14 protein-coding genes and 1 pseudogene are annotated in these 12,846 nt (G+C 35.8%); 10 read left to right on the top strand and 5 right to left on the bottom strand.

Annotation, left to right across the window (positions count from 1 at the left end; all coding sequences use genetic code 11):
* Position 1: 1 nt before the first annotated feature.
* The 8 genes and pseudogenes from BWI92_RS12420 (at position 2) to BWI92_RS12380 (ending at position 6,240) form a co-directional block, all read left to right on the top strand.
* Positions 2-676, top strand: a complete 675-nt coding sequence (locus tag BWI92_RS12420) for a hypothetical protein (RefSeq protein WP_095163583.1) — start codon at positions 2-4, stop codon at positions 674-676.
* 85 nt (positions 677-761) lie between these two features.
* On the top strand, positions 762-1,454 hold the full coding sequence (locus BWI92_RS12415; RefSeq protein WP_141234765.1) for a hypothetical protein: 693 nt from the start codon (positions 762-764) through the stop codon (positions 1,452-1,454).
* Positions 1,455-1,529: 75 nt separating this feature from the next.
* Positions 1,530-2,318, top strand: a complete 789-nt coding sequence (locus tag BWI92_RS12410; protein WP_095163581.1) for a PhzF family phenazine biosynthesis protein — start codon at positions 1,530-1,532, stop codon at positions 2,316-2,318.
* A 64-nt stretch (positions 2,319-2,382) separates the two neighbouring features.
* Complete coding sequence (locus BWI92_RS12405; RefSeq protein ID WP_095163580.1) at positions 2,383-2,997, top strand: hypothetical protein; 615 nt, start codon at positions 2,383-2,385, stop codon at positions 2,995-2,997.
* A gap of 29 nt (positions 2,998-3,026) precedes the next feature.
* Positions 3,027-3,320 (top strand): DUF6958 family protein, encoded by a 294-nt coding sequence (locus BWI92_RS12400; RefSeq protein ID WP_095163579.1) that lies wholly within the window; start codon positions 3,027-3,029, stop codon positions 3,318-3,320.
* Between the two features lie 58 nt (positions 3,321-3,378).
* A complete protein-coding gene (locus BWI92_RS12395) occupies positions 3,379-4,098 on the top strand; it encodes a hypothetical protein (protein ID WP_095163578.1) in 720 nt (239 codons plus the stop codon).
* Between the two features lie 798 nt (positions 4,099-4,896).
* Positions 4,897-5,274: pseudogene (gene arr / locus BWI92_RS28845) on the top strand (NAD(+)--rifampin ADP-ribosyltransferase); the annotation flags it as partial.
* 477 nt (positions 5,275-5,751) lie between these two features.
* Positions 5,752-6,240: an acyltransferase gene (locus BWI92_RS12380; protein WP_229363003.1), complete on the top strand. Its 489-nt coding sequence runs from the start codon at positions 5,752-5,754 to the stop codon at positions 6,238-6,240.
* A gap of 83 nt (positions 6,241-6,323) precedes the next feature.
* Here BWI92_RS12380 and BWI92_RS12375 read toward each other — a convergent pair whose 3' ends face one another.
* The 3 genes from BWI92_RS12375 to BWI92_RS12365 all read right to left on the bottom strand — a co-directional run bounded on the left by BWI92_RS12375 (position 6,324) and on the right by BWI92_RS12365 (position 7,642).
* Entirely contained in the window at positions 6,324-6,842 is a 519-nt protein-coding gene (locus tag BWI92_RS12375) for a hypothetical protein (RefSeq protein WP_095163575.1), read from the bottom strand.
* 129 nt (positions 6,843-6,971) lie between these two features.
* Positions 6,972-7,268, bottom strand: a complete 297-nt coding sequence (locus BWI92_RS12370) for a hypothetical protein (protein WP_141234764.1) — start codon at positions 7,266-7,268, stop codon at positions 6,972-6,974.
* A gap of 8 nt (positions 7,269-7,276) precedes the next feature.
* Entirely contained in the window at positions 7,277-7,642 is a 366-nt protein-coding gene (locus tag BWI92_RS12365) for a hypothetical protein (RefSeq protein WP_095163573.1), read from the bottom strand.
* A gap of 148 nt (positions 7,643-7,790) precedes the next feature.
* Here BWI92_RS12365 and bla point away from each other — a divergent pair, with 148 nt between their 5' ends.
* On the top strand, positions 7,791-8,552 hold the full coding sequence (gene bla, locus BWI92_RS12360) for a subclass B1 metallo-beta-lactamase (RefSeq protein WP_095163572.1): 762 nt from the start codon (positions 7,791-7,793) through the stop codon (positions 8,550-8,552).
* 172 nt (positions 8,553-8,724) lie between these two features.
* On the opposite strand, the gene BWI92_RS12355 is transcribed toward bla, so the two are convergent.
* The gene (locus tag BWI92_RS12355; RefSeq protein ID WP_095163571.1) at positions 8,725-8,937 is read right to left on the bottom strand and encodes a heavy-metal-associated domain-containing protein; all 213 of its coding nucleotides are present in this window, start codon (positions 8,935-8,937) and stop codon (positions 8,725-8,727) included.
* A 48-nt stretch (positions 8,938-8,985) separates the two neighbouring features.
* Positions 8,986-11,190 carry a cation-translocating P-type ATPase gene (locus BWI92_RS12350; protein WP_095163570.1) on the bottom strand — a complete coding sequence of 735 codons (2,205 nt, stop codon included), beginning with the start codon at positions 11,188-11,190 and terminating at the stop codon, positions 8,986-8,988.
* 449 nt (positions 11,191-11,639) lie between these two features.
* Here BWI92_RS12350 and BWI92_RS12345 point away from each other — a divergent pair, with 449 nt between their 5' ends.
* Positions 11,640-12,719 carry an IS4 family transposase gene (locus BWI92_RS12345; RefSeq protein WP_095163569.1) on the top strand — a complete coding sequence of 360 codons (1,080 nt, stop codon included), beginning with the start codon at positions 11,640-11,642 and terminating at the stop codon, positions 12,717-12,719.
* Positions 12,720-12,846 lie beyond the last annotated feature (127 nt).

Genomic DNA, 12,846 nt, shown 5'->3' with positions numbered 1-12,846 from the left:
CATGAAAAATACCATTTTAGCTCTTACCCTATTGACGTCGTTAAGTCCTTTTGTTTCTTATTTCGCTGAGGGTTTTCCTTCAGAAAATTATTCAAATAATTTCAGACAAGGAGTCATCACCATTATACATCCTGATGGGGTACATACAGTAATTCATTACAACGGTCAAATGAAATCAATTATTCACCCCAATGGAAGAATGAGTACGGTAATGGATACTCCCTCAACCAAAATAATTACGCATCCAGATGGTAGAGTTACTACCGTTTACAAACAAGGTATTCAATCGAGTATAATCAATCCCGATGGTTCGATGTCGATTATAAGTCACTATGGTCTCAATAACGTTATCACCTCCAGCAATGGAACTCAGGTAACGATTTATGATAATGGTACTACCAAAAGTGTTATTGGACCAGACGGAATCTGGCTCAACCTTCACGTAAGTAAAAGTGATAAAAGTTTAGACGATCCAGATGCTGCCGAATTAATTGTAATTACGAGCGAAGAAGCAATAAAAAAGAGCAAATCAATACCTCAACAAAGTGTTTCTACAAAGCAAAGTCGGAGACACGCTCAAGAAAAAGAGGAAGACAGTTTCTTTGATTTTATCTACGATTCTTTTTCTAATGTGGTGAAAAACTCATTAATTCCATATTTTAAAATTGTAGAATAGATATTCTGCTTTGATTTCGTTACTCTTATTTAAGTCATTGAGATAGTGCTAAAATTGGATTTTAAAATCATAAATAATTTTGGGAATGAGGTTTTTAGTTTGGATGGATTCAAAATTATCATTAGCAGTTTTGATTGTCTGCTTTATGTCTGCCTGTAGGAATGAAAACACAAAAAATACAGCGAATGAATTTTCCGAAAACTCCCAAAAAGTTCCTTTTGAACTTCCTCAACCTTTGGGAAAAATTTCAATTTCCTTACCAGAGCGATATGATACAGTATTTCACTGGATTGATTATTCGGATTGTCCCTCTTGTCATCACATAAAGTATCGAGCACAACCAAAGCATTTTCCTATTTTAAATGAAACTGGATTTATTTCAGTAGAAGAACCACAAGATTCGATTGAAAGATTTACGATAAAACATCCTTTATTCCTTGAAAATCTACCGATTGAAGACTCGATAAGTATTGTAAATTTGCATTGGAACTTAAGGAGAAATCATAATTTATGGCGCGAAATATGCACAGAGTGTAGCCAAATAAAGCTTGAAACTATCACCAAAATAAACAATTATACCTTCTCTGTGTTTGGACTAAAGGGTTATAATTCAAAGCAATGTAGATGGATAAAACTACTTATCGCTCAAACCAGCCGACATGGGAGCCTGTTGGAATTCAGATTTGAAATTGCTTACAAACGAGATAATCAGCATACACATGATTTCTTTCAAAACTCGATGTCATATCTGAAATCTATTAGATTCGAAAATCATTAACTTTCTAAAGCTTAACCAAATTGCTGGTCTAAAGGCCAATAATGACAAAATCAAAAGGATTTAGTTGACTCAATTATGAAACTAAACTTATATCAGATAGATGCTTTTACTGACCAAGTTTTTGGAGGTAATCCTGCATGCGTTGTACCATTAGAAACATGGTTACCCGACGACATACTCAAGAAAATCGCTCAAGAAAATGCGGTGGCAGAAACTGCTTTTTTTGTTCCTAAAAAGGATGCTATTCATTTAAGGTGGTTTACTCCAGAAATCGAAATGGATTTATGCGGTCATGCAACTTTGGCTACAGCGCATTGTCTCAAAACAATACTTAACTATCCTTCCAACACTATTTTGTTTGAAACCTTAAGTGGAGAATTAAAAATAGAGGTTGATGGTGATTTATATCGAATGGATTTTCCCTCGAGAATGCCGATTAAAGCCGAATTACCTGCAATAATTGCCCAATCTTTAAATATTCAACCAAAGGAGGTTTATAAATCGAGGGACTATTTACTTGTCTATGAGAGCGAGGAAGACGTTAAGAACATCAAGATTAACAGGCAACAATTTGACTTGGTTAACCTCGACCCAGGTGGAGTAATTGTTACGGCGGTGGGAACAAATGATGATTTTGTATCCAGATTTTTTACCCCACAAGCCTCTATTCTCGAAGACCCAGTAACTGGTTCTGCCCATTGTTCTTTGATTCCATTTTGGGCAGAAAGACTAGGTAAAAACATACTTAAGGCATCTCAGATTTCGGAAAGGGTTGGAACACTTTATTGTCAAAACCTTGGAGAAAGAGTCATCATTAGTGGCAAAGCCAAAACCTACTCGATGGGCTCACTTTGGACAGTATAAAATCAATTATCCTGTTGTTTTTTTATATTTAAACCTCTGTCAACCAAGCTCTTCATGAACTAAAATGAGATACTTCTTAAAAAAATATGCAGTTTTATTGTCTTTAGCAATAGCCTCAATTCTTATACTAATCGCTACACTTCAATATGCTGGTGGAACGATTCAAGAAAAAAACACGATCGGCTTCGATTGGTCAAGAAATTTTTTCAGTAATCTATTTCAAGAAAACTCTCTGAATGGATTACCGAACTTAGGAAGGATATGGGCCATTTCCGGAATGATATTTTATTCGTTGGGAAATGGCGTATTTTTTATCAATATGTCCAAGAAAATCAGCGATAAACAAGCCACTTTGGTTTTGAAAATCGTTGGATATAGCGATATTCTATTCAATTTTTTGATAGCGACACCTTTACACGATAGCATGGTAGCAATAACAAGCACGCTAACATTGTTGGGCTTATTTTATATTACTATATTTTCATTCAAAACTTCTATCCACTTATTAAAAATAGGCTGTGTGTTATCAATGCTTGTTTTCTATTATAGCTTATTTTTGTACGGCACAGGCGATTGGGCTATACTGGCCATCATGCAAAAGGTCACCATTATTGGAAATATATTGCTGGTAATCAGTATTGAGCATTTTGTCCAAAAAGCAGATTTTCATCTAAAATAAACCCAGCCTCTAATTAAAATAGCAAAATTATGGAAACCGAAAAGATTCAAACAATGCATCCAGACCCAACAAAATCAAATAAAAAGATTTTGTTGCAAAAATATCAAACCATCAAAACTACATTACTTTCTATTTTACAAGTTTCAGAATTAACACATACCGATTTAATGGAAAAATTGTATCAGGAAGTAAAAGATACTTTCGAAGGTGGTGTGCAATGGTATGGAGAGGTTGTAAAACTTGATTTAGAAGCAAGAGGAATTATCGAAAGAACGAAGACCAAGCCAGTTCGGTACAGATTGAAAAATGGCTCTATTGAGTAATAGTTGATTTTTTACCACCTATTTTTTCAAGTAAGGCATTTTAACTTTATAAGCAACCATGGATACCAAGCACTTATTTAAGTTTTCAATTTTATTATTCATCTGCAATTGCCTAGTTATTCTTCCACTTATACATATCTCCTTACTTCTCATTTCTGATGGTGCCTATATTTTCTTATTGGGGAATAGCCTCCTGATTACAATTTTAACAAAGATTTTAGGTAAAATTCAATTTTCAGAAGCTGCTTTTATTGGAGTATTGCTATCCTGTCTGAATTTGAATTTAGCCTATATATCTTGGCATTTAGGTGTATTCATTCATCCTTTTTATGGTTTTCTCCTATTCTTGGTAGCTTCATCCGTACTATGGTTTCTACTTCTTAAATCAAAATTAGTCTATCATAAAACACCCTTTAACCTTATTGCCGTATTGGGGTTATTTCTAATTCCCTATTTCGTAGGAGACAGATTACCAAGTCTTCCTGAGAAAAGAAATACAGTGATGACCGAAATTCTCATGAGAAATTTTGCTAAAAAAGATACCATATACAACATCGTTGAAATCAGTTATCTTAGACAGCCCCTATTTGGCTTACGGCAAACTCAAACAATCCAAACATTGCGCACTAACGCAAAAGGCAGTTTTAAGATAAACCTTGCCTCTGTTTTTGATATTAAAATACAACTTACAGACGATCTAAACAGGGTGCAAACCTTCCATATCCCAAGCAATCAGTTAAAAGTGCAAAGAAAGTTTATATTGGATGCTAAACAATAAATGAGAGTCAAATGCTTTACAACTTTCGATTTACTTTTTCATTTTTGATCGCAATCCCAGCTACTTTATTTCTGTACTTGTTTGAGGAAACTAAAAATAGGCCTGAAATTAGCGTATACAATAAAACAGGGTATCAACTCGATTCCCTAGAATTTGAAGAACACTACTTTCAACTACAGCCAAATGATTCTATAATTATCAAAAATTGTAAAAGCTTTTCTATGCAGGATGATTTACCATTTGGCTTTCCACAGGCCAAAATCAAGGGTATTAGCGTCAAGAACCCTCCATTCTTTATCTGCGGAGTAGGAGTCTCAAAAATTGTGCATGGAACCTACCAATACGATCTTATACTTATTAAAAATGTAGATTTTCCATTTCTGATTTGGCAGAATCATAAGTGATAAATCAAAATCATAACCCTTTACAACTATGGAGTTTTCACCCTTCAACCCAATTGTCAAATTATGCCTACAAGGCATGGAATTAGAAGCTCAAAATAACCTCGAAAAAGCCTTAAATACTTATACTCAAGCTTGGAATGAGGCAAGTAATGACTTTGAAAAGTATCTTAGCTCCTACTATATCGCCAAACTTCAAGAAGACAAGCATCAAAAGTTGTCTTGGTTGGAATCAACTTTATCCTTTGCCCTAAAAGCAAATAGTCCAGCGGTAAATACGGCATTGCCATCTTTATACCAAACTCTTGCCAAATGTTACGAAGCATCGGGCGAACTTGACAAAGCGAAAGAGTATCGTACTCATTCTGAGACACATCGATGTAGCCCATCAGACAATGGCCCTTTTTACCATGGCACAAGAGCGGACTTATCAATTGGCGATTTCTTAGTGGCTGGGGGAAAGTCCAATTACCAAAGTAATCTTAAAATGAATCATATTTATTTTACTGCCTTGGTAGATGGGGCTGGTTTGGCAGCAGCATTAGCAAAAGGTGATGGTGTCGAGAGAGTTTTCATGGTAGAACCTACAGGTAACTTTGAAAATGACCCCAATCTCACAGATAAAAAATTCCCTGGGAATCCAACTCGCTCCTATCGTTCGGAAGCTCCACTGAAAATCATTGGAGAAATAAAAGAATGGAATCGTCGTAGTCCTGAGGAAATACAGAAGTTTAGGAAAAAACTTGATAACAATAACGGAGAAATTATCAATTAAACTTTGGTAGAACATCAGAACATAACAAGCATTCATAATCAAAGTTCTTCTAAAAAGCGCTTACTTTTACAGGGTATTTCTTACAATACCTAATGCCAACACAGGATATGTCAAAACTAATCTAAACCAATACAAGATAATACAGAACCTACTCTACTTCTGATGTATTTTTGATAGTGTCCTAAAGTTTACAATCTCTAAAACCTGAAACATTCAATATCTATGAAAACCAGAATTCCCATCCTACTTATTCTCCTATAATACTGTGCTTTATTAATCAAAATCATGGTATTCAAAGACTTACCAACCATGACAATCGGTGGTTTGATATTAAATTTTTCAAGAACAATTTTAGGGCATGGTCCGAAATTTAGTTATTCCAACCTATCCCCAGAATTATTCTAAAAGTAGATAACACCCTATTCTTTAAAATAAACCCAAATTCTATAATCAATTGATAATCAAACATAAAATCAAATGAACAACCACAATTTGAGTACGAAGCCTCACTTTCAAATTATTGATGGGCTTCGTGGAGTAGCGGCTATTATTGTCGTATTCTTTCACCTTGCCGAACCACTTGCCAGCAACCACCTTGACAACATCGTAAACCATGGCTACTTGGCGGTTGATTTCTTCTTTCTCCTTTCGGGTTTTGTCATTGGATATGCCTACGATGACAGGTGGGACACATTAACGTTTAAGGGCTTTTTCCGTCGCAGGTTGATAAGACTTCAGCCTCTTGTCATTTTAGGTATGACTCTTGGTGGCATTACCTTCTATTTTACCGACTCCACGATTTGGCCGATGATTCATACGATTCCACTATGGAAACTCATCGTTGTAATGCTAATCGGGTACACCATTTTACCCATACCGCTTTCAATGGATATTCGTGGTTGGCAAGAAATGCACCCCCTAGATAGCGTTGGTTGGTCGCTTTTCTTCGAATATATCGCCAAATAGGTCATGTCGTAATAATTAAATAATTTAACCATTGTTAGTCTGGTGAGTAACAAAATATGAGAATGTAACTAAAGTAAATTTAGCTACGCCTGTGTAGTTTCCAACAAAGTCATGGCTTCAATAATGTTGGTGGCCTTCTCCATCTTTTTGATTGGTGACAACCCAATACTTTTTCTTGCAGTATTAATTGAATCAGTATCAAACTGCTGTACATTACGAATTTTAAGCAACACCGCAGTTTTAAGCGTGGCTGACTTGATACGTATAGTGAAGGGGGAATATCTTGCGGGGTGAATATGCACATATCGCTCAGGCTCATTACCCCATAAAAATACCCACTTGGAAGTATCCGATAACTGAAAGGTTGCATAACCCTGATGTTTCTCCAAAAAGACTCGATAATCCTCCTCAGAAGTAATCCCCTGCTCTTTTAAAAAATATAATGTCTCTTCAAAAATTGCATCTAAGGATAAACGACCTATGTATAAATCCATCAACGAATCGCCCAATTTCGACAAATTCACCTCCGAATCTACGGTATGATTTGCAATAAAATCTATAATGCTGGGTAAATGGTGTTTGAGTGTGTTAAATAAAATCATAGTTTTTAAGGAAAGGGATACAATTCTTAAAACTGCCTAAGTGAGTGCCTAATATTAAAGATTTTCAGTATTTGCTGGTCTTTTCTTTCATTGTTGATAAAAAACAACAATGGCAAAACTATGAACTACTTACTCATTTTCTTCTATCTCAAAAAATAGATTTTTAGCCTCTACAAAATCATAACCAGTAATTTGCTTCTCTTTAATCATATCAACCAATTTTTCGGACATATATTTATAACCCACATGAATATTATTGGCAAACAAATCATATTTAGGCATTTGACTCATGAAGTGGTATTTGATATTTATTCGAAAATCACCTCCATATTTTTTAAAAATCTGATACATTTGACCTTCTGATTCAATCTTACCATTTAGGGATACCTCTTTTGTACTCTGATCAATTAGTTCATAGAAACTCATCTCTCGGTCTATAAATTGATACAAATCAACAAAAAATGAAGCCAGTAATATCCTGCTATTTGTTCTCCTTTATGCATAACTTTAATTGGATGATATTTATGAGGGGGTAAATGAAAACCTTTTAATAGCTCCTTCACTTTGTCATTTAAAAAAATCCCGAATCCTTGTGGACTACCATCTATAAAATCTGTTAAGAAAGCTTTCTTGTGAAGGGTTATTTGTACCTCTGGATTAAAATCAAGGAATTCTCCTTTTGTAAATCTACCACTATATGGGGGCTCATGTAGCTTGATAGGGAACACTACATCTTCAGTTTGGTGGTAATGACCAACCTCTTTTTTATTCATTGATGGTGCAAAAATGTAATATTTCATAGCTGTGAATATTTTGGCACTATTTAAGGGTTTACTATTTGTTTAAATTTAGCAAGTTGTGGTCTTTTGTCCAACAATGGCAAATATGCCTCTATAATACTAATAAACACACAAATTTCGTTGCTTTGTAAAAATTATATGCAACAACATGAACTCCATTCTTAGAACCGCAGGCTTTATTCTTTTATGTGCTTTCACATTTCAATGTACCTCTTTAAAAAAGAAAGATTTTGATACGCGTCAGGTCTATAAATCTGATAAACTAATCATTCTTCAACTGGCACCAAATTCATATCAGCATATCTCCTATCTCAAAACGAATGATTTTGGTAATGTGCCTTGTAATGGTCTTGTGGTAGTGGACGACAAAGAGGCAATCATTTTCGATACACCGACGGATGATAAAGGTTCTGAAGAACTCATTCTATGGTTGACTGAAAACCAAAAATGTAAGATTAAAGCGATTATTCCTACACATTTTCATGATGATTGTTTGGGAGGTTTAGGAATATTTGAGAAATATCAAATACCGTCTTATGCCAATGAAAAAACCATTACACTGGCAAAGGAAAACGATTCAATTTTACCTCAAAATGGCTTCAAAGACTCACTTTCGCTGGCGTTAGGTGATGAAAAAGTTACAGTAAAGTTTGTCGGAGAAGGACACACAGTTGATAATGTAGTCGGATATTTCCCAAAAGATGAGATTATGTTTGGCGGATGCTTAATCAAGGAATTGGGAGCCACGAGAGGATACCTCGGGGATGCAAATTTGAAGGCATGGTCTTCAACCGTTTTAGAAGTAAAAGCCCGTTATCCAAAAGTTAAAATTATAGTGCCTGGGCATGGAGATGCAGGCGATCAAAAGTTGTTGGATTATACAGCAAGATTATTTAAGCCAAAAGAATAATTATTCCTCTTAGGGTGCGACTTAAGTCGCACCCTAAGAGGAAAAGTTGTCTATTGCACAAATGATGGCGACATCTCGATTTTTGGGATAAGTTTATCAAAAAAGCCTTCGCTAGTGCTGGATTCCTATCCAGCACTCACAAATTCTTAGGATTTTATCCTAATTTTTAGTGTCAAGCAATATTGGTTATCTCAAAACCTGCAGATTCTACCACTTCTTTGATTTTATCAATTGAAAGGTCTTCTCCCTCAACGGTCAATATTTTCTCAAGAGTTGAGGTGTCAACCTTCCAGTTTTCGATTTCTTCCACCTGATTTAAAAATGGGCTTACTTTGCTTACACAGTTACCACAATTGATGTTCGTTTTAAATTGTAATTTTTCCATGATTATTGTTTGTGTTATTTAATCTTTTCGAAAATCATTCTCCTTATGTTACTTTTTCAATCTTAAAGAATTTGTAACTACTGATACAGAACTAAATGCCATGGCAGCGCCTGCCAACATCGGGTTCATCAAGAAACCATTGATCGGAAACAACACGCCAGCAGCTATCGGAATTCCGATGATGTTATAAATAAAAGCCCAAAATAAATTTTGCTGAATAATGGACTGCGTTCTTTTAGATAAGTTTATTACTTCTGAAATTTTGGTTAATTGATCTGAAATCAAGGTAATTTTGGCTACGTCCATCGCTACATCCGAACCTTTACTCATCGCTATACTGACATCCGCTTGTGCCAAAGCTTCTGAGTCATTAATACCATCACCCACCATTCCGACAACATTACCTTTTTGTTGAAACTCTCTGACAATCTTAGATTTATCACTCGGCAACACTTCTGCTTTAAATTGTGTTATTCCAAGTTCAAGCGCCACCTTTTGAGCAGTTTTAAGATTATCTCCCGTTAGCATGACTATCTCGATACCAGCCTCTTGGAGTGTCTCAATCGCTTTTTTAGCATCCGCTTTTATCGTATCCTCTAAGGCAATTCCAGCTATTATTTCTTTCTCATTTGCTAAAAACACAGTGGTATATCCTAAGTTTTGCCAATTATGATATAATTGATTTTCTTGATATATCCCTAATTCCCGCATCCATTTGACACTTCCTAAAAAATAGGTTGTTTCTTCCAAAACAGCTTTTACTCCTTTCCCTACAACATTTTCAAAATGGGTCAAAGTTTGAGTTTCACCATTTTTTTCTTTCAAAAATGGAATAATAGCTTGTGCTAAAGGATGAGAGGAGGCTTGTTCTACACTCAAAAATAGGTCAATTATGTGACTGTCCTCTAATCCAAAACTGTCTTTGATACTTGGTTTTCCTTCTGTTAAAGTACCTGTTTTATCCAAAACTATGGTATCCAAACGATGTGCTAATTCCAGACTTTCAGCATCCTTGATAAGCATTCCCTCTTCGGCTGCTTTGCCTATTCCGACCATGATTGCCGTAGGGGTTGCCAGTCCTAATGCGCAGGGACACGCAATCACTAACACCGAAACAGAGGTAATTAGCGCATAGGAAAAAGCATTCGTTCCACCAAAAACCATCCATGAAATGAAGGAGATCATCGCTATTCCTAATACGACAGGCACAAAGACACTGGCAATTTTATCAACCAGTTTTTGAATGGGCGCTTTACTGCCTTGCGCCTCTTGTACTCGCTTGATAATTTGGGATAATAAGGTTTCTGAGCCTACTTTTTCAGCTAAAAACTTCAAAGTTCCTTGTTGGTTGATAGTTCCAGAAAAGACTTTTGTTCCCTTCGACTTTTCTACTGGAATAGGTTCGCCCGAAATCATACTTTCGTCAACAAAGCTATGTCCGAATAGGACTTTTCCGTCCACGGCAATACGTTCCCCAGGTTTAACAACCACCCTATCCCCTACTCGAATTTCGTCTATAGGCACTTGTTGTTCTTCGCCATTAACGATGAGCCAAACCGTTTTAGGTTGAAAACCTATAAGCTTTTTAATGGCGGAAGAGGTATTGGATTTGGCATTTTCTTCTAATAGTTTTCCTATCAATACAAAAACAATCACGATGGCAGATGCCTCAAAATAGATATGAACATGCAAGCCTCTATGGTGCCAAAACTCAGGAAAAAGTGTTGTAAAAACGCTAAAAAAGTAGGCGACACCTGTGCTAACCGCCACGAGGGTATCCATGTTGGCACTACGATGAAGCGCTTGTTTCCATGCGTTGAAAAAGAAGTTTTTCCCAAAATATAAAACTACTGGTGTAGACAAAATCCAAGAAACCCAAGGAACCCACGGTTCGTTCATAAAAAACATACCTAGTATAGAAACAGGTATGCCCAAAATTGCCGAACCAATAGCTCTGCGTTTTAAAGAATCATGTTTTTGAGTTTTATATGCTTCAACTTGAGTTCGGGTATCATCTGAAGGCAAAATCAAATCATAGCCGACCGATTGCACCTTCGATTGAAGTTTTTCTACAGAAGTTTTATCGCTATCAATCGTCAATTGAACGGTTTCGTTCGCAAAATTGACAGCACAATTTTCAACACCCTCCTGCTTTTTTAAGACTTTCTCTACACTCAAAGCGCAGGCTGCACAGGTCATGCCTGTCACAGGGACTTGAATATGAATTATAGTATGTTCCTCTAAATTTCCCATGTCATATAAATTTCTTTGACACAAAATTAGAAGATGTGGTGGGGAGAATTGTTACAGAATTTTCGAATAGATGTATATAATTTTCTTTAGATAGAATTCAAAGGAGCACCATTATTTTAATTAAAGGTTTGGACACTATTAAATAAAGTATGGGCTAGTATTCATATGGCAGATGTTCTGGCCGTTTATAAGCTGTAACCTTAAATCCTGGAAAATTGATTAAATCCTTCACGAAAGCATCGTCAATGCTTAGCGCAAATTTCCGATCAGATAGCAATACTACAGGTATATGATCCCAATCTTCCTGATTACAGGTTAACTTTTTCTCTATTTTTTTGTAAAATAAGTTGTTCTAAAGTACTCGACCCGAGTGTTTTCTTGTGATTGGATAAAAAAGCGAAAAAGCTGATTTTTGTAGTTACGACACAAACAAAAAAACAGCTTTTTCTATGGCACAGAGTCCATCTACAAATATATATGAAATACTTAGAAGCTTAGGCATTGTCAAGCATAAAAAGCGACAGGAGTTTATTTGTGATATAGTAGAAGGTCTCATAGAGAGTCGTTCGGTACATTTTTCACAGATAGCAGCCAAGATAAAAGGCAAAGCCAAAGTCGCCTCTATAGAGCGAAGGATACAAGATTTTTTTCAAAAGGTATCCTTTGATTATTTACAGTTGGGAGTATTCTTCATGGGTTTTGTGCCACACCAACGAGTAGTAGTCAGCATAGACCGTACGGAATGGGATTTTGGAGGCACTCAAATCAATATTTTGTGTGCAGTCGTGAGCATCGGCAAAATGGCTATACCTATATACTTTGAGATGTTGGACAATAATAGTGGGAATAGTCATACAAATGATAGAATAGCGTTATTGAAGTCTATCATTGCTATCATAGGTACGGATAGGATTGCACTACTGGTTATGGACAGAGAGTTTGTTGGTAATAAATGGTGGGCATGGCTACAAAAACAAGGCATAAACTTTTGTGTACGTGTCCCTGCCAGTCATAAGATTACGCTCATAGATGGCTCTACTGCCACGGCAGAAGAGTTATTGCAGGATAAAAAGAGCTATTATGCAGAAAACGTAGTCGTGGATAATGTACGAGTCAATCTATCACTAAGCTACGGTAAAGACCAAAAACTCTTGTTATTGGTAGGAACTTTGCCATATAGACAACTCCAAGAAAGCTATCAACGTCGATGGGCTATTGAGACTTTTTTCCATGCCTTGAAAGATAGGGGCTTTCATATTGAATCCTCTTGCCTACAATCTATTGAGAAATACAGAAAGTTATTGGCTATCGTTGCTATAGCTTATACCTTGTGTTGGGCAACGGGAATCGAAGATGTAAAATGTAATCCTGTCAAAAGAAAAAAGCATGGATACCCGCAATATAGCGTATTTAGAAGAGGACTTAACTTGATAAGAGAGTTCTATAAACAGAAAATGATTGAACCTTTTACCAAGGCCATTCAATTAGCTATTCAACGAATTTTAATAAATCTTAAAACAATCGGGTAGTGTAATCATTCAGAATGGAATCTAAACAAAATTACATTCGTATTACTAATATAACTATTTTTTGAATAAAATATTTTGTAAAAGACAAATAAGTTTGGAGTTTTGAATGATGGGTTTTGGATGTATA

The sequence above is a fragment of the Flectobacillus sp. BAB-3569 genome (assembly GCF_002270355.1).
Lineage (GTDB): Bacteria > Bacteroidota > Bacteroidia > Cytophagales > Spirosomataceae > Flectobacillus > Flectobacillus roseus.
Note: the sequence above shows the minus strand (reverse complement) of the source record. Positions and strands in the feature narration are given on the sequence as shown.

Excerpts from the sequence above, each read along its gene's own strand:
- BWI92_RS12405 (WP_095163580.1), top strand. The coding sequence starts at position 2,383 with ATGAGATACTTCTTAAAAAAATATGCAGTTTTATTGTCTTTAGCAATA.
- BWI92_RS12420 (WP_095163583.1), top strand. The coding sequence starts at position 2 with ATGAAAAATACCATTTTAGCTCTTACCCTATTGACGTCGTTAAGTCCT.
- BWI92_RS12410 (WP_095163581.1), top strand. The coding sequence starts at position 1,530 with ATGAAACTAAACTTATATCAGATAGATGCTTTTACTGACCAAGTTTTT.
- BWI92_RS12375 (WP_095163575.1), bottom strand. The coding sequence starts at position 6,842 with ATGATTTTATTTAACACACTCAAACACCATTTACCCAGCATTATAGAT.
- BWI92_RS12355 (WP_095163571.1), bottom strand. The coding sequence starts at position 8,937 with ATGGAAAAATTACAATTTAAAACGAACATCAATTGTGGTAACTGTGTA.
- bla (WP_095163572.1), top strand. The coding sequence starts at position 7,791 with ATGAACTCCATTCTTAGAACCGCAGGCTTTATTCTTTTATGTGCTTTC.
- BWI92_RS12350 (WP_095163570.1), bottom strand. The coding sequence starts at position 11,190 with ATGGGAAATTTAGAGGAACATACTATAATTCATATTCAAGTCCCTGTG.
- BWI92_RS12365 (WP_095163573.1), bottom strand. The coding sequence starts at position 7,642 with ATGAAATATTACATTTTTGCACCATCAATGAATAAAAAAGAGGTTGGT.
- BWI92_RS12415 (WP_141234765.1), top strand. The coding sequence starts at position 762 with ATGAGGTTTTTAGTTTGGATGGATTCAAAATTATCATTAGCAGTTTTG.
- BWI92_RS12400 (WP_095163579.1), top strand. The coding sequence starts at position 3,027 with ATGGAAACCGAAAAGATTCAAACAATGCATCCAGACCCAACAAAATCA.
- BWI92_RS12345 (WP_095163569.1), top strand. The coding sequence starts at position 11,640 with ATGGCACAGAGTCCATCTACAAATATATATGAAATACTTAGAAGCTTA.
- BWI92_RS12395 (WP_095163578.1), top strand. The coding sequence starts at position 3,379 with ATGGATACCAAGCACTTATTTAAGTTTTCAATTTTATTATTCATCTGC.
- BWI92_RS12380 (WP_229363003.1), top strand. The coding sequence starts at position 5,752 with ATGAACAACCACAATTTGAGTACGAAGCCTCACTTTCAAATTATTGAT.
- BWI92_RS12370 (WP_141234764.1), bottom strand. The coding sequence starts at position 7,268 with ATGAGTTTCTATGAACTAATTGATCAGAGTACAAAAGAGGTATCCCTA.